Source organism: Polaribacter staleyi, assembly GCF_038024045.1.
In the GTDB taxonomy this organism is placed as follows: domain Bacteria; phylum Bacteroidota; class Bacteroidia; order Flavobacteriales; family Flavobacteriaceae; genus Polaribacter; species Polaribacter butkevichii.
Genome location: NZ_CP150665.1, coordinates 1,658,354 through 1,680,110, shown reverse-complemented (window position 1 = coordinate 1,680,110; position 21,757 = coordinate 1,658,354). Strand labels below are relative to the sequence as shown.

General features: G+C 29.7%; 16 protein-coding genes. 3 read left to right on the top strand and 13 right to left on the bottom strand.

What is annotated here, in order from left to right; genetic code table 11:
- Nucleotides 1-96 precede the first annotated feature (96 nt).
- From WHD07_RS07315 to dnaK, 4 genes are all read right to left on the bottom strand, one after another.
- The gene (locus WHD07_RS07315; protein WP_343330636.1) at nt 97-3,954 is read right to left on the bottom strand and encodes an InlB B-repeat-containing protein; all 3,858 of its coding nucleotides are present in this window, start codon (nt 3,952-3,954) and stop codon (nt 97-99) included.
- Between the two features lie 99 nt (nt 3,955-4,053).
- A complete protein-coding gene (locus WHD07_RS07310; RefSeq protein WP_343330635.1) occupies nt 4,054-4,794 on the bottom strand; it encodes a LytTR family DNA-binding domain-containing protein in 741 nt (246 codons plus the stop codon).
- A gap of 157 nt (nt 4,795-4,951) precedes the next feature.
- A complete protein-coding gene (locus WHD07_RS07305) occupies nt 4,952-6,196 on the bottom strand; it encodes a sensor histidine kinase (protein WP_343330634.1) in 1,245 nt (414 codons plus the stop codon).
- A gap of 347 nt (nt 6,197-6,543) precedes the next feature.
- Nucleotides 6,544-8,445 (bottom strand): molecular chaperone DnaK, encoded by a 1,902-nt coding sequence (dnaK, locus tag WHD07_RS07300; protein WP_105047670.1) that lies wholly within the window; start codon nt 8,443-8,445, stop codon nt 6,544-6,546.
- A gap of 250 nt (nt 8,446-8,695) precedes the next feature.
- Here dnaK and WHD07_RS07295 point away from each other — a divergent pair, with 250 nt between their 5' ends.
- Nucleotides 8,696-9,034 carry a DUF2853 family protein gene (locus WHD07_RS07295; protein ID WP_105047671.1) on the top strand — a complete coding sequence of 113 codons (339 nt, stop codon included), beginning with the start codon at nt 8,696-8,698 and terminating at the stop codon, nt 9,032-9,034.
- A gap of 86 nt (nt 9,035-9,120) precedes the next feature.
- The gene (locus WHD07_RS07290) at nt 9,121-10,545 is read left to right on the top strand and encodes an L-serine ammonia-lyase (protein WP_343330633.1); all 1,425 of its coding nucleotides are present in this window, start codon (nt 9,121-9,123) and stop codon (nt 10,543-10,545) included.
- A 102-nt stretch (nt 10,546-10,647) separates the two neighbouring features.
- On the opposite strand, the gene yaaA is transcribed toward WHD07_RS07290, so the two are convergent.
- The 9 genes from yaaA to WHD07_RS07245 form a co-directional block, all read right to left on the bottom strand.
- Complete coding sequence (gene yaaA / locus WHD07_RS07285; protein WP_343330632.1) at nt 10,648-11,406, bottom strand: peroxide stress protein YaaA; 759 nt, start codon at nt 11,404-11,406, stop codon at nt 10,648-10,650.
- Nucleotides 11,407-11,597: 191 nt separating this feature from the next.
- Nucleotides 11,598-12,410 carry an HAD family hydrolase gene (locus WHD07_RS07280; RefSeq protein ID WP_343330631.1) on the bottom strand — a complete coding sequence of 271 codons (813 nt, stop codon included), beginning with the start codon at nt 12,408-12,410 and terminating at the stop codon, nt 11,598-11,600.
- A gap of 22 nt (nt 12,411-12,432) precedes the next feature.
- Nucleotides 12,433-13,461 carry a LacI family DNA-binding transcriptional regulator gene (locus tag WHD07_RS07275; RefSeq protein ID WP_105047674.1) on the bottom strand — a complete coding sequence of 343 codons (1,029 nt, stop codon included), beginning with the start codon at nt 13,459-13,461 and terminating at the stop codon, nt 12,433-12,435.
- 63 nt (nt 13,462-13,524) lie between these two features.
- Entirely contained in the window at nt 13,525-14,922 is a 1,398-nt protein-coding gene (locus WHD07_RS07270; RefSeq protein WP_105047675.1) for a mannosyltransferase, read from the bottom strand.
- Nucleotides 14,922-16,355 carry a cellulose synthase family protein gene (locus WHD07_RS07265; RefSeq protein WP_422897653.1) on the bottom strand — a complete coding sequence of 478 codons (1,434 nt, stop codon included), beginning with the start codon at nt 16,353-16,355 and terminating at the stop codon, nt 14,922-14,924. The genes WHD07_RS07270 and WHD07_RS07265 overlap by 1 nt, the downstream gene beginning before the upstream one ends.
- 56 nt (nt 16,356-16,411) lie before the next feature.
- Entirely contained in the window at nt 16,412-17,107 is a 696-nt protein-coding gene (locus WHD07_RS07260; protein ID WP_343330629.1) for a glycosyltransferase family 2 protein, read from the bottom strand.
- The gene (locus WHD07_RS07255; RefSeq protein ID WP_343330628.1) at nt 17,104-17,580 is read right to left on the bottom strand and encodes a hypothetical protein; all 477 of its coding nucleotides are present in this window, start codon (nt 17,578-17,580) and stop codon (nt 17,104-17,106) included. The genes WHD07_RS07260 and WHD07_RS07255 overlap by 4 nt, the downstream gene beginning before the upstream one ends.
- A 93-nt stretch (nt 17,581-17,673) precedes the next feature.
- Nucleotides 17,674-19,296: a 4Fe-4S binding protein gene (locus WHD07_RS07250; RefSeq protein ID WP_343330627.1), complete on the bottom strand. Its 1,623-nt coding sequence runs from the start codon at nt 19,294-19,296 to the stop codon at nt 17,674-17,676.
- 58 nt (nt 19,297-19,354) lie between these two features.
- A complete protein-coding gene (locus WHD07_RS07245; protein ID WP_343330626.1) occupies nt 19,355-20,701 on the bottom strand; it encodes an FAD/NAD(P)-binding oxidoreductase in 1,347 nt (448 codons plus the stop codon).
- A 169-nt stretch (nt 20,702-20,870) separates the two neighbouring features.
- Between WHD07_RS07245 and WHD07_RS07240 the strand changes: the two genes are divergently transcribed.
- On the top strand, nt 20,871-21,749 hold the full coding sequence (locus WHD07_RS07240; protein ID WP_343330625.1) for a hypothetical protein: 879 nt from the start codon (nt 20,871-20,873) through the stop codon (nt 21,747-21,749).
- Nucleotides 21,750-21,757: the final 8 nt, after the last annotated feature.

Below are 21,757 nucleotides of genomic sequence, written 5' to 3'. Positions count from 1 at the left end.
TTAATAATCAACTAGAGATTGGTTTGTTGTGGTAAAACTAAAAAAAACGCAACCAAATGAATGATTGCGTTTAAAGTTACTTAGAAAATTTGGGGGTTATTTTTTTATAATCTTTTTCATTGCAATTTTCCCACTTTTAGTTTCTATTTTTAAAATATATATTCCAGGTGAAATACTATGAATATCAATTTTATTTTTCTGAAATATTTTAATTTCTTTTCCTGTTAGGTCTAAAATTTTTCCAATTATTATTTTTTCATCCAATTGAATGGTAACAAGATTACTTGTAGGATTTGGAAAGACTGAAACATGAATTTGATTGACATCTTTAATGCTTGCTGTTGCATTACAGTTTGTACTATAACTAGCGGTAACATCTTTGTTCCATACTGGTGAAGCCGGAGTAAAACCAGCATCTATTTGAATACAAGTTAAATCTGGGTTTCCATCTGTACCCATATAAGTGAAATTTGAATTATTACCATTGGCTACATTTAAATTGATTAATTTACTATTTCTAATAAATAAATAAGATAAAGCAGGGTTTTGAGATACATCTAAACTAGTAATTAATGTTTTATAAAGTCGAAGAGTTGTTAATGATGAATTATTAGAAACATCAATAGCAGTAAGATCATTTTCATTACAAACCAATTCTTTTAAATTTGTATTTGTAGAAAGGTCTAAACTTGTTATTTTATTTATTTGAGCATCTAATTTTGTTAGTTTTGTTAAACCAGTAGTATTTAAAGATGCTATTTGATTTATTCGGCAATTTACTTCAGTTAAATTAGGGTTGTTAGATAAATCTAGCGCAGTTAATTTATTATTAAAACAAACTAACTTGGTTAAGGTTGTAGTTTGTGGTAATATTAATGTTGTTAAACTTGCGGCTTGTTGCGAGCAATCTATTTCTACTAAAGCGGTGTTATTAGATAAATCTATAGAAGTTAATTTGTTTCTGTCTACTGTAAATTTGGTCATTTTTGTAAATGCCTCTATTCCTGTTAAATCTGTAATATTCTTATAAGTTATAGTTAAAGCTCCACTAAAAGCATTTGCTTCTGTACATTGTATTTGACCATCATTATTTAAATCAATATTTGTAGCATTATTTAATAATGCATTTTTAAAATTATTATCAGGTGTATTTAAAATACAGATTGTACTAAAGTTAGCTGTTATATTTTTAACGGCATCCATAGTTACAGTAATCGAATTTGTGTAACCACTTGCATCTCCAGACCAACCATCAAATTGATATCCAGCATTTGGTGTTGCTGTTAAGGTAACCACAGTGTTATGAATATAAGTGCCATTTATTGGAAATGGGTTACTTGTTACTACTCCGTTTGTAGATGTAACAGTTAATGTATGTTTTAGTTGACTAAAATTTGCTGTAACTATTTTATCTTCATCCAAAGTAACATTAATTGGGTTTGTAGTTCCTGTAGCATTTCCAGACCAACCATCAAATTGATATCCAGCATTTGGTATTGCTGTTAAGGCTACAACATCTCCATTATTATAAGCTCCGTTTGCAGGGTTTGGCTTTGGATTACTAGTTACCGATCCATTTACAGCATTTATTTTTAATATTTTTGAAGTAGAAACAGGAGAACCATATTCATAAGCACCTATATCTATAGTTGTGTTAAATATTCTATCGTTTCTTAAAATGTCTGTATTTCCGAAAAAATAATTGTTATTTCCTGCATTTATTGCAGGTGATGTTGCTTGTAATGAAAAATCTGTTGCACTTACAAATAACGGATCTGCTGTAGTTGTTGCAACTTTACTACTGATACTATCATCATTAAAATTGTAGGAATCAATAGAATTATTAACAACTAACGAATTTAAAGGGTTTTTGTATAAATCTGTAATAGATCTTGTTTTTGCACCACCAACAGTAGTATTATCCCAAAAAATGCAGTTATTAACAGTTGCTTTAAATGTACTATTAATTCCTGGTTGTTTACTTATAGCTACTGTAGCTCTGCTAAAATTGTTTAATGATTGATCTGTACCTAAATCTAAATTGTTTACATAGGTGTTATTTGTTAATTTTAGTGAAACGTTAGATGTATTGTCAATAACTCTAATCCAAGAAGCGCTTCCTCCTAGTCCTTTTACTGTTGCACTTAAATCTCCTGCTAAATTACCATTAAACAAAGAGTTTGCTACAGTGATATCAACATTTGTATTGGCCCTTACAAAACTATAAACACCACTTGCCCAACGAGACATATTGTTAATAAATTGAGAATTTTCAATAATTAAAGTCCCTCTATCTCCTGATGTGTTATTTAATTCGAATTCTGCTATTAAACCTGCATTATCATTTCTAGAAACATTGTTTTTAATGATACAGTTTTTTATACTTAATTTAGCTACTGTTTTTTCTTTAACTATTGCACCTCCTCTTTCTGTAGCACTTAAATTATTATGAGCATCACTAATAATTAAACCATCTAATAATAAATTATTTCCTGTAGCAGTAACATTAATAATATGATGGCTATTATCTGCATTTCTAGAAGTATTTGCATAATTATTAGCATAATCAGTAACGTTAACATCATTTGCTTGTAAATCACCAGATAAAATAGTTTTGTTTGCTATAAAATCTCTTTGATTACGTGTTGTTTCTGTACCTATAAAACCACCATAAATTCTTAAATCTTTTTTATTTATTGTATAGTAAACAGTTCTATTAGATGTATGAGGTTTGTAAATACCAGCTGCAATCCAAATTTCTTCACCTGCAAGTGTATTTGTAATTGCGTTGTCTAAATTTGTATAAGCATTTGCCCAGTTACTACCATCGTTATTACCTGTAGCATCAGATTTTACAAAAGTAGGTAGTCCTAAATTTTTAAATACAACTGGATAAGACCATGTAGAAAAGCTACCTGTTCCACAATTTTTTCTAATATATACATTATAAGTTTCTGCTACTGTATTAGAAATAGAAATAGTAGATCCGCCAGAAACACCTGTAGTAATAGTTGCATTTGAAAAAGGTTCTGAGGCTTTATGGTATGCAATATCTACAGTTTGTGTGCCAGAAATTTTTACATCCATATTTGTATTTGTAATGTTAGTCGCAGATAAGTATGAGTTACTTATTTCTTTACAGAAATTATTGTAGTCTCCAATACTATTAATTTCTGCGTCTGTAAGTAATCTTTTATAGACAAGTACGTCATCAATAACATCTTCATATCTGCTATTACTTGGAGCTGCACCGTTTCTTAAATTTCCAAGTACAAAAAGGTTTCCATTTGCATGCCCGTTGGTTACTTTAAGTTGTCTGTTTTGAAAAGTTCTTGGACGATTATTTTTTGTGTCGTTGCTTTCTATAGCACCGTCTACATAAATTTTTATAACATTATTTACACCTTTACTAGTACCAAGATTATCTGATCTATTATAAATTGAAACAACGATATGATGCCAATCACCATCGCTAATTACTGCATTAGAAAGAATACTATGCTTTACTACTGATGTTGCACCATTATAATACGTAAATTGATAACCAGCTTCTACTCTAATTTTACCTTCTTCTAGTCTTATAGAGAGTCCGCCCCAACCAACAGCAGTAACACTTGCTCTTGCACTTTTCTCTAAAATAATTTTTGAGTCGTTAGAGTTTGTTGTTGTTTTTACCCAAAAACTAAGGCTAGTATCTGTTGTAGTATTCGGAAAAGAGAAGTTACTGCTAAAGTTGCTTCCGTTAAGCTGTAATGCACTTGTTGGAGCATTTCCAAAACGATCATTAACTTCTGTAAAAGAAGTGCCTGTATACGTTAAATTATTTCCGTTTACCCCGTCTGTTACTAAATTTCCATTATCAAACCCATATTGAACCATAATATCGGAGGTAGGAAACTGAGCATTCATAAAACCACTAATTAATAGCGATAGCATAAGTATTTTTTTCTTCATAACATTTTTTTAGATTAATGTAAAGTAAAAAAAAGCTATTTGCTTGTAAAGAATATTAAATAGGTTCCGAGTGATTTGTTTTAGTTTCCGAATGTGTTTTTAAGTGAAGAAAATAGCTTCAAATTCTTCTTTGTAACTTTTGCTTACTGGGATTTTGATATCATTTTTAAGTTGAATACATTTTTCTTTTTTAGAATACATTTTAATGGCATTACTGTTTATAATCCAAGATCTATGTATTCTTAAAAACTCATTTTCTTCACAAAGTAAATTTTCATAATAACTTAGTTTTTTTGCGGCAACATATTTTTTGCCTTTTTCGGTATAAAGTATAGCATACATTCTATCTGCTTCAATGCAAAAAATGTTTTTAAGGTCTAAAATTACATAATCACTTTTATAAGGAATTGCAATTTTTTTTACTTTTTTTCTATTATTTTTTAATAAGTTGAATCGATTATTAACTCCACCACTAGCTATTAAATTAGATGCTTTTTCTACTGCATTTTGCAACCTTTCTATGTCTATTGGTTTTAACAAGTAGTCTAGGGCCGCAACTTGAAAGGCTTTTATAGCATATTGATCATAGGCAGTGACAAAAATTATTTGAAAGTCAATTTCATCAAAAGCTTCCAATAGATGGAATCCATTTTTTTGAGGCATTTCTATATCTAAAAAAACAAGTTGAGGTTGATGTTCTTTTATAAGAAGAACTCCCTCGTCAACATTTTTTGCTTCAGAAATAATAGATATATTTTTACAAAATTCTGTTATTAAATAGCGCAAGTTTTCTCGAGCATTAACTTCATCATCAATTATAATTGCGTTTAATGTGTTCATATTCTTTTGTAAATGGAATTTTTTAATAAGGTTAGTTTATCTATAATTACTTTGGTAAAAAGTTTAATGCCTATACCTCTTTTTTAGATTCTTTTAGGGATTGTTTTGGTGAACACTAATATTTTTAATACTACTAAATAATAGTCTAAGGGTTTTACTATTCTTTACTGTAAGGTATTTTTAAAATAACTTTTGTTCCTTCTGTAATATTTTCATACTCAAAACCAATATCTGAATTGTAATATGTTTTTAGTAATGCTAATCTTTCTTTTATTGCCTTGGTAGAGAAAGAAACTTCTTTGTTGTGGTTTTTTTTATTTATTTCTTCAGAAACTTTTATACCAACACCATTGTCTGTAATTATACATTTAAAAACGGTATTTAGAGAAAATTCAATTTTCACTTTTTTGATACCTTCTGTTTTGTGTAATAGCCCATGTTTTAAAGCGTTTTCTATGAATGGTTGAATAATCATTGATGGTATTTTTATATCTTCAATAGAATTTTCTCCTATAATTATATATTCGAAATCTTCTCTAAAACGTAGTTTTTCTAATTCTAAATATTTTTTTAAAAGAGATAATTCTTCATCGAATTCAATAAAACTTTTCTCACTCATGTTTAAATTTTCTCTAATTAATGAGGCAAATTTAGTTAAGTAATTATAGGCTTCATGTTTGTCGCCTTTTAAAACTAAGCTCTGTATAGAATTCATTGCATTAAACATAAAATGCGGATTCATTTGTGCTTTTAATGATTTTAGTTGCAGATGTGCCAACTCACTTTTTTTGCGTTCTTCTAACTCTAGATAAGCCAATTCTAATTCTTGTTTGCTTTTTAGTAACCTTTCTTCACTTTTTTTGTTTAAAACTTTAGAGTAATTGAGGATAACATAGGTACCTGTAAAAACGGCGAGAATTAATCCAGGATTCATCATTTTTTCTGGATACAGATTTGTATCTAATGTAAAAGGAACGTAATAAAGTAGCCAACAAATAAACATAATAGATATGGTAATCCATTTTTTATCAATAAAAACAAGAGCTATCAAAGGAAAAACAAAATAGAAATTTTCCATGAGACGAAGAGGTTCTATAAAGTTTGCAAAAATAAATGTTACAGAAATTAGTGCCAAAATGTAAATTACTCTTGCTAAGGTATAAAGTTGTTTTTTTTGTAAAAAGAATACTAGTATTATAGCTAAGAAAGAAAAAAGATGAACTTTTAAACTGTTTAGAAAATTTTGACTAAAAAAAGGATCTAAACTGATAAATAATACAATAGAAAATCCCCATGTTAAACAGAATGCATTTAATAAACGAATTTTTTTATGTTCTTTTTTGGCATCATTGTAAATACCAATATTTACTATTTTTGAGTAAGTTTTTTTAATTATATTCATCAATAAAAATTTCAATACTTTAAAAGTAATATAAACTTGTTAGAAGTAAGTTTTAATGTTTGTTATTAATATTAAGACTTACTCTTAAAACTTTCCAAAAGGTAATTAAAACTTTCCGAAATAATTTATTGTGGTAATTTTATGTCATAAAAAAACGCAATCAAATGAATGATTGCGTTTTAGTTATTTATAGAAAAGATGTTTTTTCTTTTTAGTATAAATCTCAATTCAAGTTTAGAAAACTTTTATGAGATCCCAATGAATAATCGCGGATTTCTTTATGAAGATCCCTCTTTCATCGGGATAAGCGATTCATACAATTTTGTTTTACAAAATTGGTTCTCTGCTTATTTTACTTCTTCGAAATCTACATCTTCAACATTGTCTCCTTGAGCATCTGCTTCTGGTTGCGCTTGTTGAGCACCAGCATCAGCTCCTGCAGCTCCTTGTTCAGCAGCATACATTTCTTCTGAGGCAACTTTCCAAGCTTCATTAATCTTTTCCATAGCAGCATCAATTTGTGCTAAATCTTTAGATTCATGAGCAGCTTTTAATTCTACTAAAGCAGCTTCAATTGGTCCTTTTTTATCCGCAGATAATTTGTCTCCAAATTCTTTTAATTGTTTTTCCGTTTGGAAAATCATAGAATCTGCTCCGTTTACTTTTTCTGCAGTTTCTTTAGCAACTTTATCTGCATCAGCATTTGCTTCTGCATCTTTTCTCATTTTTTCAATTTCTTCTTCAGATAAACCAGAAGAAGCTTCAATTCTAATTTCATGAGATTTGTTAGTTCCTTTGTCTAAAGCAGAAACTTTAATAATACCATTTGCATCAATATCAAAAGTTACTTCAATTTGAGGAATTCCTCTTTGTGCTGGTGGTAAACCATCTAAATGGAAACGACCAATAGTATTATTATCTGCCGCCATTGCTCTTTCACCTTGTAAAACGTGAATTTCTACAGATGGTTGATTGTCTACTGCTGTAGAGAATACTTGAGATTTTTTTGTAGGAATGGTTGTGTTTGCATCAATTAATTTTGTGAAAACATTACCCATTGTTTCAATACCTAAAGATAAAGGTGTAACGTCTAATAACAATACATCTTTAACATCTCCAGATAAAACTCCACCTTGAATTGCAGCTCCTAAAGCAACAACTTCATCAGGGTTTACTCCTTTACTTGGCGCTTTTCCAAAGAATTTCTCAACAGCTTCTTGTACAGCAGGTATTCTTGTAGAACCACCAACTAATACAATTTCATCGATATCAGAAATAGTTAAATCAGCATTTTTTAAAGCAGTTTGACAAGGCTCAATAGTTCTTTTTATTAAATCGTCAATTAATTGCTCAAATTTAGATCTAGATAATGTTCTTACTAAGTGTTTTGGTCCACTAGCAGTAGCAGTAACATAAGGTAAGTTAATTTCTGTAGATGCAGAAGAAGATAATTCAATCTTCGCTTTTTCTGCAGCTTCTTTTAAACGTTGTAAAGACATTGGGTCTTTACGTAAATCTAAATCTTCGTCAGCTTTAAACTCTTCTGCTAACCAGTTAATGATTCTTTCATCAACATCATCACCACCTAAATGTGTATCACCGTCTGTTGCTAATACTTCAAAAACACCATCTCCTAATTCTAAGATAGAAACATCATGTGTTCCACCACCAAAATCAAAAACAACAATTTTTTTATCGTCGTTAGACTTATCTAAACCATAAGCTAATGCAGCAGCAGTAGGCTCGTTTATAATTCTTTTTACTTGTAAACCTGCAATTTCACCAGCTTCTTTTGTAGCTTGTCTTTGCGCATCGTTAAAATATGCTGGTACAGTAATAACTGCTTCAGAAACTTCAGTTCCTAAGTAATCTTCAGCGGTTTTTTTCATTTTTTGTAACACCATTGCAGAAATTTCTTGAGGCGTATATAAACGACCATCAATATCTACTCTAGGTGTATCATTATCTCCTTTTACTACTTTATAAGGAACTCTTGTTGCTTCTTGGGTAGATTCAGAAAATTTGTTACCCATAAAACGTTTAATAGAATAAACTGTTTTTGTAGGGTTTGTTACAGCTTGTCTTTTAGCTGGGTCACCAATTTTACGTTCTCCTCCTTCTACAAAGGCAACGATAGATGGGGTAGTTCTTTTTCCTTCTGCGTTAGGAATTACAACTGGCTCATTACCTTCCATTACAGAAACACAAGAGTTTGTTGTACCTAAATCAATTCCAATTATTTTACTCATAATAATCTATTTATATTAGTATTTTAAATTCAATTTTACATTTTACTACTAGTCAAATGGTGTGCCAACTCCTTTTTGACTAGGAAATGTCAGTTATTTTTTTTATTTTTTTTAAATTGATGTGACATTATGACATAAAATGTATCTAATATATTGAATAGGAAGAATATTAGAAATGATTTTTTATTTTCTTATATTTGGATAGTTCTATTCTAAATGAAATAAATCTAATATATTTAAAAAAAAAATCATGAGTAAATTTGACGAGAAAGTAGCACAGTATTCTAAGTTTATGGACGAGAAAGGTTTAAAATACGATTCAGACTTATTAAAAGCGGTAACAAAAGGATTGGGACCGTCTATTTATAAAAAAGATGCAGAAACAGTATCTGGTTCAGATGCTAAAGAATTGGCAACAGTTAAAAATAATTTTTTAATTAAAAAATTAGGTTTAGCAGACGGACCAAAATTAGATGAAGCAATAGATAAAGTGGTTACTGCAATAGGTAAATCTGAAAGAAATAAATATAGAGCTGTAGTATATTATATGCTTGCAGTTGAATTTGGTAAAGAATCTATATACAAATAAGATATCTATTATATTTTTCATAAAAAATCCAGCTCATTGAGTTGGATTTTTTACATTTACAGCGATTTTTACTTTAAACCTTACGGATGTCGCAATTTATTAGTGTTTTTGATATGCTTAAAATAGGTGTTGGACCTTCAAGTTCTCATACACTAGGTCCTTGGCGCGCAGCCGAACAATGGATTTGTCAATTAAAAGAAAATAAAAAATTTCATTTAGTTGATGGTATTCAGGTAGATTTATATGGTTCTCTTTCTTTAACAGGAAAAGGACACGCAACCGATTTGGCTATTCAGTTAGGTTTAACTGGGGCAGATCCAGAATATGTGCCTATTGAAACTATTGGAGATGTTATTAATGACATTAAAAATAATGAACTTATCTCTTTTAATGGCGAAAAAAATGTGCCGTTTTATAAAACATCTATAGTTTTTAATAGAGAGTTTTTGCCTTTTCATGCAAACGGAATTACTTTTCGTGGTTATTTTAAAGGAGACGAAATTTCTACTCAAACGTATTTTTCTATTGGAGGTGGTTTTATTGTACAAGAAAATGATCATTTAGTAGAAGAAATAGAAATCAATAAAAAGAATTTTCCTTTTCCTATTAATAGAGCTATTCAATTAGAGGAATATTGTGAAAAAGAAAATTTATTAATTTCGGACATTGTGTATTTAAATGAGTTAGAACTTAATTCTGCTGAATTTATTGATAAAGAAATTCATAGAATTTGGGATACTATGTTAGAATGCATGTATACAGGCTGTCATACCAAAGGGATTCTTCCTGGAGGTTTAAATGTAAAAAGACGTGCTTTTGATACACATCAAAAATTAATAAAAGATACTAGTTATACAAACCCGAAAGAGTGGATTACTGCTATTAGAAGTACAGAAGTAAAATTTAGAGAAATTTTAAAATGGGTAAGTTGTTTTGCCTTGTCTGTTAACGAAGTAAATGCAGCTTTGGGTAGAGTAGTGACTGCGCCTACAAACGGAAGTGCAGGTGTAATACCGGCTGTTTTAATGTATTATATGGTGATAGAAAATCACGATGCGGATTTTAATCAGGTTAAAAAATTCTTATTAACGGCTGGTGAAATTGGTAGTATTTTTAAGAAAAATGCCACAATATCTGCAGCAATGGGAGGATGTCAGGCAGAAATAGGAGTGTCTTCTGCAATGGCAGCAGCTGCTTTAACTGAGTTGTTAGGTGGTACAGCAGCCCAAGCTTTATCTGCAGCAGAAATAGCCATGGAACATCACTTAGGTTTAACTTGCGATCCTATTGGTGGTTTGGTACAAGTACCTTGTATTGAGCGTAATTCTATGGGAGCTATAAAAGCGATTCATGCCGCAGAAATGGCGTTAGAAACAAATCCAAAAGAAGCCTTGGTACATTTAGATAGCGTAATTGATACCATGTGGGAAACCGCTAAAGACATGAATAAAAATTATAAAGAAACTTCTGAAGGTGGTTTAGCAGTTACAGTTAGAATTGTAGATTGTTAGTATTCAGTATTCAGTATTCAGTGGCAGTGGCAGTGGCAGTGGGCAGTAGCAGTTAGTTTGTAACTGAAGACAGCCAACTGCTATTGCTAACTGCCAACTTTTTTAACGTGTAAAAACCAAATCATTTCCAGAAGATAATTCTTCAGAAAAACGATATTTATCAACATTAAAGCCTTTTAAGTCTTCAATCGTTTTTACGTTATTGTCTATAATATAACGTACCATTAGGCCACGAGCTATTTTAGCATAGGTCATAACAATTTTATATTCTCCGTTTTTAAAATCTTTAAAAATAGGAGTAATCATTGGTACTTTTAAAACCTTTTTAGGAATCACTTTAAAGTATTCTGTACTCGCTAAATTAACTAGTAATTCGCCATCTTCTAATTCTTCGTTTAACGCATTTGCAACCGTATTGTCCCAGAATTTGTATAGATTTTCTGTTTTACCAACTTTTAATTTGGTTCCCATTTCTAATCGATAAGGCTGAATTAAATCTAAAGGTTTTAAAATACCATAAAGGCCAGATAAAATTCTTAAGTTATTTTGCAATAATGGTAATTTCTCCTCAGCGATAGAGTTTATGTCAATTCCTTTAAAAACAGCACCTGTAAATGCGTAAATTGCTTGTTTTGCGTTTTCGGTAGTAAACGGTGTTTGCCACGTTTGATTTCTATCATAATTTAAGGCAGACAAATCATCAGAAATTTTCATTAAATCAGATAAATTCTTCTTAGAAAGTGTTTTTAGTTTTTTATTTAGTTTTTCCGACTGGTCTAAAAATCGAGGTTGTGTATGTAAACTTGTAGGTACTTTACTTTCAAAATCTAAAGATTTTGCTGGAGATATAATGATTTTCATGTCTTGTTATTCAGAAATAATTAAAGTATAAATGTACAAATCATTTAGGCTGTTTAAAATATATTTTAAAAGTTATAAGTAATACTGCTATAAAAAATTATAATAGAATTTATGTGATTGACAATGCGTTTTAGAGATTTGTTAAAAAAGGTTGCATCTGTTTTTATAAAAAAGATATAGGTTAACAGCGGTTATTTAACCTTATTTTTTATTAAAAGAGATATTATTTTTTCTACACCAAAATTATCGTTACTCTCTGTAGTATAATTGGCTATTTCTATAATGTCTTTATGTGCATTTTTCATAGCAAAACTATAGGTTGCTTCTTTTAGCATTTCAATATCATTATGATAATCTCCAAAAACAAGTGTTTGTTCTTTTGTTATGTTTAATAGCTTTTGTACCTCTCTTAAAGCAGTACCTTTATTTGCTTTTTGATCTGAAATATCTAACCAGTTTTTACCAGAGATTTTAACTAACATTTCGTTTTCAAAAGATTTTACTTTTGGGTAAATAAAGTCTTCGGAAGAGGTAAAATGATAAATAGCTATTTTTAAATATTCTTCAGAATCTGCAATGGCCATTAAATCGTCTACAATTTTATAACTGCTATAGTATTCTTGAAATAGAGTTATAAACTCGTTATTGTTAGACTCTATAAAGGCACAATTTTTTCCGCACAAAACAATATGTGCATCCTTAATAGTTCTTAAAACAGGAATTAGAGTTTTTATTTTCTCGGCAGCAAGTGAGTTTAAAACTAATACTTTGTCTCCTTTTTTTGCGATGCCTCCGTTTTCTGCAATTACAAAAATTTCATCTTTTATAGGGGCTAGTTTGTGTACAATACTATTGTATTGCCTTCCGCTTGCCGCACAAAAAATAATGTCTTGTTTTTTTAATTGTTCAAATAAATCAAAGAATAAGTTACTTACTTTTCCTTCAGAATTTAGTAGCGTTCCGTCCATGTCAGAAACAACTAATTTTACATTAGATAAATTCATTGTAATCTAAATGGTTAAAAAATTATAAGATTTTTTTAGTAGAATTTCTTTCCACCAAATCAGTTTTAACTACTATGGTTTCGTGTTTTTTCTTAACTTTAGATTTGTCTTCTAATCGGTTAATTAGCATTTCTGCAGCTGTTGCTCCCATAATTTCTCCATGCTGACTAACAGTTGTCATTCTAGGGCTAGAGTGTCTTGCTAAAATTCCGTTAGAAAAAGAAATTACAGAAAAGTTTTCAGGTATTCTATGTCCTTTTTTAATGGCTATTTTCATAGCTGCAATGGCAGAAGATTCATCTGTAGCAATAACGCTATCTATGGTGTTGTTTTTAAAAATTGGTTCTAAAATTTTTTCATAATTTTTATAGTTGTCATCTATGTTTATGATTAGATTTTTTTCAACTTTAATATTAAAATCTTCTAAACCTTTTAAGTATCCTAATTGTCTTCTTCGTCCAATTTCTAAATTATTCATGGTAGATATAAAGGCAATGTTTTCATGACCAGATTTTACTAAATAAGAAACGGTGCTTCTGGCACTATCAAAATTATCAGTAACTACTTTGTCGCACTTTAATTTATCGGCAACTCTATCAAACATAACAATTGGCGTATCGTTATCTAGAACTTCTTGAAAATGTTTAAAATCTCCTTTAGAAATTGTTTCTTCTGCAAGCGATAAAATAAAACCATCTATACTTCCATTAGAAAGCATTTCAATAGTTTCTACTTCTTTTTTAAAAGACTCATTAGAAATGCACGAAATAATTTTATAACCTCTATCGTTTGCTACTTTTTCGATACCGTTAAAAACTTGGGCAAAGAAATAGTTTAACATATTCGGTATGATAATTCCGATGGTTTTTGTTTGTCTGTTTTTTAAGCTAAGTGCATTAAAATTAGGTTTGTAATTTTTTTCTTTAGCGTATTTTTGAATTTTTTCTTTTGTACTTACACTGATTTCATAACTGTCATTAAGAGCTTTAGAAACAGTAGAAATAGAAACATTAAATTCTTTAGCAATGTCTTTTATGGTAAGTCTTTTCATATATAAGTCAAAAAAATTAATGTCTAAAATACAAAATTCTCGGAATATAATAGCGAAAATTGATTATTTTACAATTTTATAATATTGATAGTTTTTTTTGAGCTCATAAATAAGAACTCCATAAAGTATAAAGTACTCTAAAGCAACAAACCACAAGTTTTCTTGCCAAGGATTGTTTGCATACGCTTGGTAGCTAAAAATAATAACAAGTGTCCAAATAACAGGAAAACGGTATTTTGTAAAGACAGATAAAATTAAAGGAGTTGCCAAATACCAAGGATGTATTGTGGTTGATGTAAAATAATAAAAACACAAACCAAATAATAATGCTGTAATTAATTGAACCATCGATTTATTTTTTCTAAAAAAGGTAATACTCAATAAAAATAAAATGGTTAAAATTGGTGCTATTTTTCCGATAATAGCAATTTCATTATAACCTCTAAATAGGTAACCGATTTCTCTAAAAATATAATAAAAACTCGCATTAAATTCAAAGTTTCTAAACCATAATCCCACAGAATTGGCATAGTTATCTATAAATTCTGATGAATAAAAAGGAAGAAATAAAATGATTATGGTTGCTAAAGTAATTGCATAAAAAGAAATTAATTTAATAATTTTTTTAGGCTCTAATTTTAAACCGATCCATGTAACTTTATGGGTATTGCTATTACTAATTGGTTGAACAAACCACTGAAAAAATAAGGGCAAAAACAATAAGGGAATTAACTTTACAGAAACGGAACAGGCTAATAAAATAGCTGCCCAAACCCATTTTTGTTGATGTAGCTTGTAAAGACTCCAAATTAAGAAAAATAACATTACAGGTTCAAAGTGTAGATTGCCTGTCATTTCTATAATTATAAAAGGATTTAGAGCATACCAAAAAATATTTTTTATAGGTAAGTTTAATCGCTCTAATAATTTTTTTCCAAAATAAAGAATACCGATGTCTGCTAAAATAATAATGCTTCTTAAAACTATTACAGATCCAAAAATACTTTTGCTAGCAAACAATGCTGCAATTAAAAAACAAAGCTGATTTATTGGTGGGTAATTGGTATAATGACTTCCGTTCATTTCTCCCATACCGTTATACAAGTTATTGGCATCTGCTATAGGATGAAGCCCTTGTTGAATAAAAGTTTCTGGTAATGATAAATAGGGGTTGAGGCCTTCTAGAATCATGCGTCCATCCCAAATAAATCTATAAAAATCTTGAGATAAATTAGGAATTGCGAAAAGGAAAATCAACCTAAAAAGAATAGCCAAACCAATTAAAGTAGAGGTTTGTATGGTTTTACTTTTTATCAAAAAATAAGCACAACCAAAAAGAGCAAACCATAAAAACAGTAGTTTATTAAATTCTGTTCTCTCTAAAAAATAAGCAAAAATAAAATAAGCTATTGTACCAAATAAAATTAGTAAAGCGTCTTTATATTTTTTAAAAAATAACATTAGGCTTTAGAAAATATTGATTTAAAAAACACATAACTAAAACCAATAAAAAGCATAAAATGGAAAGGAAATAGACCAAAATCGCCACCTTGGTTACCAACAATAAACGCACTGTACATTCCAAATACAAAGTAAATAGCCAATAAACCTTCTAAAACTACGTGGATAGATGGTTTTTTCTTGATGTATTTATTGCTTTTCCATCCATCTTTTAAACCATTAATGTTAAATTTTGGTGTACGAATAAATTCACTTTTTTTTCCTAAATGTCCTTCTAAAACAGCAATTGTATTGTGTAAAGAAAAGCCCATTGCTATAGAAAAGAAGGTGAAAAAGGATCCAATATATTTTATAAATCGTACAAATCCACCGCCATAAATATTTTTAAACATGTACCAATAACACACAAAAAATATTAATGAACTAATTACAAAAAAGCTCATTACATAAAAGTATATTTTTAGGTGTTCGTACTCATTTTTAATGTATAACATAGGTACGCTTAAAACTGCTACCAAAAATATACATGTAAACATAGAACTATTTAATAGATGCAGTAAACTATGAATTTTTGTTTTAAAAGAAACGTTTTTGCTTGTAATAACACGTTTCATCATTTTCTGAAAATTCTCAGCACCTCCTTTGTTCCATCTAAATTGTTGAGATCTAGCAGCACTAATTACTACCGGTAACTCTGCAGGAGTAACTACTTTTTCTAAGTATTTAAATTTCCAGTTTTTTAGTTGGGCTCTATAACTTAAATCTAAATCTTCTGTAAGTGTATCACCTTCCCAATTACCAGCATCATAAATACACTCTTTTCTCCAAACCCCTGCGGTACCATTAAAATTGATAAAATGACCTTGACTATTTCTACCTACTTGTTCTAATGTAAAGTGTGCGTCTAAAGCAAAAGCTTGAATTTTTGTAAGTGTAGAATAATTTCTGTTGATATGTCCCCAGCGAGTCTGAACCACACCAATTTCTGGATCTTTAAAATACGGTACAGTTTGGTATAACCAATCTTTTTGAGGTAAAAAATCGGCATCAAAAATAGCTATAAACTCGCCTTTTGCAATTTTTAAACCTTCTTTTAAGGCGCCTGCTTTAAAGCCTTGTCTGTTAGTTCTTCTGATATGTTGAATATCGATACCTTGCTCTTGAATTTTTTGAACCAAGTTTGCCGTAATTTCTACAGACTCATCTGTAGAATCATCTAACACCTGAATTTCTAATTTTTCTCTTGGATACTCTAATTTAGCAATGTTTTTTAACAAACGATCCATCACATACAATTCGTTATAAACGGGTAATTGTATGGTTACAAAAGGAATTTCTTTTATAATTGAGAAATCAAATTTTTCTGAATCATCGATTTTTTTTCTTGCTTTTAAATAATTGAAAAGCAAGTTTAATTGCGCTAATGCATACATAAAAATAAGCACTAACGATATTGAGTAAATTAATATAACTATGTATTCTATAACCACTACTTAAAACTGTATTTAAAAATCCAACCTAATATTTTTATACCTGCAAAGATACTGCCTTTTACTGTGCCAGATACTTTAGAAATACCAATTCTGTTTCTGTATTTAACAGGAATTTCTATATAGCTCAACTTTTGTTTTAATGCTTTTAATTGCATTTCTACAGTCCAACCATACGTTTTGTCTTCCATATTTAAGGCTAACAATTTATTGTATTTGATAGCTCTAAACGGACCTAAATCTGTAAATTTTGCTCCAAAAAAAAGTTTCATCAAAAAGGTAGCTAACCAATTACCAAAAACTTGTTGCGGAGTCATAGAACCATTTTCTCTTAATTCCTTAACACGAGCACCGATTACAAAATCGGTATTGTTATTTAAAATAGGATGAACAAGTTCAGTTAATTGTTCTGGATAATCAGAATAATCACCATCTAAAAAAACAATAATTTCTGGTTTTGTTTTTTGTTTGCTGATGTAATCCATTCCTTTTAAACAAGCGTAACCATATCCTTTACGATGTTCTTTTAAAACGGTAGCACCTGCATTTTTTGCATTAATTTCTGTATTATCGGTAGAGTTGTTGCTAATTACAATAACTTCATCAACAATTTTAGGAATATCATTAATAACATTGCCTATAGAGTCTTGCTCATTATAAGCAGGAATAATAACTTTTATAATTGGTTTTGTCATCTTAAATCATTGAGACTGTTTTCACTTCTAAACGATGAAAAGTCTGTCCATTCTTTTATTTTTTTGCCCTCTTTATATTTAGAAGCTTTTATTAACTTTTTATTCTTGTAGATTAAACAATATCCATTTTTTTTATTGTTCTCTAATTGACATTTATGGTTTATAATACCTTTGTTATCATAAAATAACCACCAATCATTTTTAATTCCGCTTTTAAAATGACCTTCTTTCTCTTTAATTGAATTTGGGCTGTAAAAATACCAATATTTAGTCTCTAAACCATCTTTAAAATAACCTTCTTTTTTAATGTTTCCATTTTTATAATAGAATTTCCAAAAGGCTGTTTTTTGTTTATTTAAAATCCATCCTTCTTCTTTAAGTAGCCCGTTTTTATAATATTCTTTATGATATTTTTTTTGACTGAATGATATCAAAGAAAGAAAAAGGAAAGAAATAAGAAGGAGTTTTTTCATGGTTTTATTTTATGCTTTAACAAGCTCAGTAAGATATTTATATTTTAACTTGTATTAAGTTTTAAATTGCCAACTGAAATTGTAAACAGAATATTACTTCTTGTTCACTAAATCCATTAAATCAACATCGTTACCTAATAAAATTTCTGTTGGATTGATTCGTCCGTCTTCTGGTCCGTTTTCTAATTTTAAAACTCCTCTTGGGCAAACTGCAGAACAAACTCCACAACCTACACAACTAGAACGTACAATGTTTTCTCCTTTCTGAGCGTAAGCTCTAACGTCAATTCCTTGTTCACAATAGGTAGAGCAGTTTCCACAAGAAATACATTGTCCTCCATTTGTAGTAATTCTAAATCTAGATTTAAATCTTTGTACAAAACCTAAATATGCAGCCAACGGACAACCGAATCTACACCAAACTCTGTTACCAAAAATTGGGTAAAATCCTGTACCAATTACACCTGCAAAAATAGAACCGATTAAGAAACCATAAATATCTTGTATGGTTTGGGTTTTAATACCAATTACTTGGTCTGCGCCAGAAAAGAAAGTGTATAAAGCAAAACCTGTCATCATTAATACAAAAACCAAAACAGAGTGAATGATAATACGTTCTGCTCTCCAAGAAAGTAACGTTTTACTAGAATTTTGCCTGTATGGATCACCTAAAGTTTCTGCTAAACCACCACAACCACAAACCCAAGAGCAGTACCATCTTTTTCCGAAGAAATAAACCATTACAGGCACCACAACAATTGTTAAAACAATTCCCCAAACTAAAATAAACAGTCCAAAAGCACCACTAGCAAGTAGTTCCTCTAGATTCCATCTAAAGAAAAAATCATAGTCTAACGGAAAAGCATTTTTAAAATCGTACCAAGGTTTTTCGAAACGAACTAAAATTTCTGGAATTAAAAAAGCAAATACTATTTGAAAAAATAAAACAGAAGTTGTTCTTAAAATTTGATATTTATTATGACGGTATTTTATATACATTCTAATTGCCATTACAGTCATAACTGTACAATATAAAAATCCATATAAAAACCATTGACTTGCAGGGTTTCCGCTAAGAGATAAACTAATAGGTTCTACCAAATACACCCAATTTACTATGTAATCTGGATAAAAATAAAGCAGAATGTAAAAAGTAACTAAAAAGATAAAAGTAAACCAACCAATCCACCCACGGTTTGTTGCGGCACTTAAAAAGATTCCATCATTTTTAATACCTGGTTTACCAAGTAAAATTACATCTGGTACAATAAACATTAGTGCACCAATTATACCTAAACCAAAGGTTAAAAACCAAGCCAAACCAGTATTGTCTGCAGCAAATCCTTTAGCAGCTTTTTTAGCAAGTGTAAAACTTAAACTGTGTGGTTTTCCAAAGATTTTATACTGAAATTGTTTTCCTTTTGCGTCCCAATTTTTTTCTGAATCATATTTAGCAATTAATGCATCATAATGATTATTAGAGGCTTCATAGGCGCCTATAACTGCACTAGAAAATTGAAAAATATTTAAAGCCTCATCAGTAACGACTGCTTTAGAAAGTTCATCTTTTATAATTTCGCTTTTGTATCCTTTTTCTTTAATAAAAGTATCTAATTCTGGTTGTGTTAAATTAAAAGAGCCTGTAAAAATGGTTCCTATAAAGAACGTTAATCCTAATAGAAAGATAATTAATCCTGTTTGTTTTATAAGTTTCAAAATAATGATGGGTATTATATGTTTTTATTGAAAGTTTTTTATGAATGTGAAAGCTTAATTAGTGACTAAAAATCCTTTTCCAGCTTTTCTTTTTTAATTGAATATTTGTATTATTCTCTTGATTGAATTTTGCTACAATTTCAGCTTCATGTAATTTAAAAAACTCTGGATCAAAATTAGCATCAGACAAAAACTCTAAAACATGTTCTATAGATTTATTTTCTGTTAACCATTTATCAAAAATTTCGTGGCGCATTCTAATTCCGAAGGTATTTATCCCCAAGAATAGCTTTGTGTTTTTATCAAAAGAAATGGTAATACATTTATGCTCGTTAGGGTGTTTCCACTGAAAATAAGCTTCGTTTTCTTTCATGCCTTTTTTACTAAAAACCCAACCATAAGTTTGGTATTCTATATCTAAAAACTTTGCAGAATTAAACCAATGTCCTGGTTTGTATGCTGTTTTATTACCGCAAATTGTTTGTGCCAAAGTTTCGCCCATCATTCTTCCCGTGTACCAAACAGCTTCAATATTTCTACGTTGTCCAATAGCTTCATGTTGCTCTGCACAATCACCAATAGCATAAATATTAGGGATGTTGGTTTCTAAAAAACGATTTACTTTTACACCACGACCTAATTCTATACCAGATTCTTTTAGAAAGTCTATATTTGGAGCAACACCAGCTGTTAAACCAACAACATTACACGGAATTTCTTCGCCTGTTTCTTCTATAATTATAGATTTTACGCGACCATTTTCATCAGATTTAATTTCTTTTAAATTGGTACTTAATCGTAAATCTATATGATGTTCCTTAATATGGTCATTAATCATTGCAGATTCTTGTGCTGGTAAAACCCCATTCCAAAAACTATCTTCACGTACTAAAAAAGTAACAGGTATTTTTCTGCTTCTTAACATTTCTGCTAATTCTATACCTATTAATCCACCACCAATAATTACAGCTCTGTTACAAGCTTTATTATTTGGAGCATATTTTTCTAACTTTTCTAAATCTTGTTTATGGTACATGCCCATAACGCCCTCTAAATCTTGCCCTGGCCATCCAAATTTATTTGGTTTAGAACCCGTTGCAATAATTAAACGATCAAAAGAAAGTGTTTCTCCATTTGTAAAATCTAATTGCTTTTTATCGGTATTTACATTTGATACCAAACCTTCTTTTAAAGAGATTCTGTTTTTCTCCCAAAACCAATTTTCATAAGGTTGCGTATGTTCAAACTTCATGTGCCCCATGTACACATACATAAGAGCAGTTCTAGAAAAGAAGTATTTAGTTTCTGCAGAAACAATGGTTATTTTGTTATCAGAATTTTTTCTGATATGTCTTGCAGCTGTAACGCCAGATATTCCGTTACCGATAATTACAATATGTTCCATAGTTGATTGATTGTTGAGATTCTGTCGAAGCTAAAGTTAAGAACTTAATTAATAACCTTGAATTTAATTGAATTTAGAATCATTATAAATAAAAAAGAGATTAGTAAGTATCTATCAATAGATTAGACTTATCTAAAAATTTTTATCAATAAATAGAATCAACCAAGTAATGAAGAAAAAAATATCAAAAGCTATTTTAGCAGCAGTTTTAGTTTTAAATTTAAGTGCCTTTGCTCAAGAAGAAGACACTTCTAAAAGTAATATTCAAACCTACACACCTTCTAAATTATTAAATAAAGGACAGTGGGATATTAAGTTTTTTAATGGTTTGTATACCCAAACAAGATCTGCCAATTCTAGTGGAAAAAGTTCTTTAGATGCAAGCGGACGCTCTAACTTTTTTACAAGTACTTTAGATATTTTTACAGGAGTATCAGACAACAATCGTTTAAATGTTGGTTTGTTATTAGAGTATAGATCTAATACAAGAAACGGTAAAAGTGCTACATCTGTTTTTAGTTTAGGAAACGATGTTAACTCTAGAAAAGGACTTTCTTCTTTTGCTCCTGCAATAAAATGGCAGCCAATTGAAAGTGTAGGTAATTTCTCTATACAAAGTGCTTTTCATATCCCTATTAATAAAGAAGAATCTGATGGAAATGGTGTTTATTTAGATCAAACGGCTTATATGTTTCAAAATAGATTTTTCTACGATTATACTTTACCAAGCGGAAAATGGCAATTGTTTACAGAATTAGCAACAGAGTATAACTTTGGGTCAGAAGATAGTTTTGCTAATAATACTTTTGTAGTTGCTCCGGGTGTTTTTATGAGTTATTTTCCGTCAGATAAGTCTACCGTTTTAGGTTTTGTACAACATTCTCAACGTTTTGGAGATTTTACACAAGATTATACCGCGTTAGGTTTTGGAGGAAAATATCAATTAAATAACACTTTAAATATTGAAGCTTTGTATAGTAAATTTGTTAGAGGAAATGATACCGGATTAGGACAAAGTTTTAACATTGGTTTAAGAGCTTTGTTTTAATAAAAAAC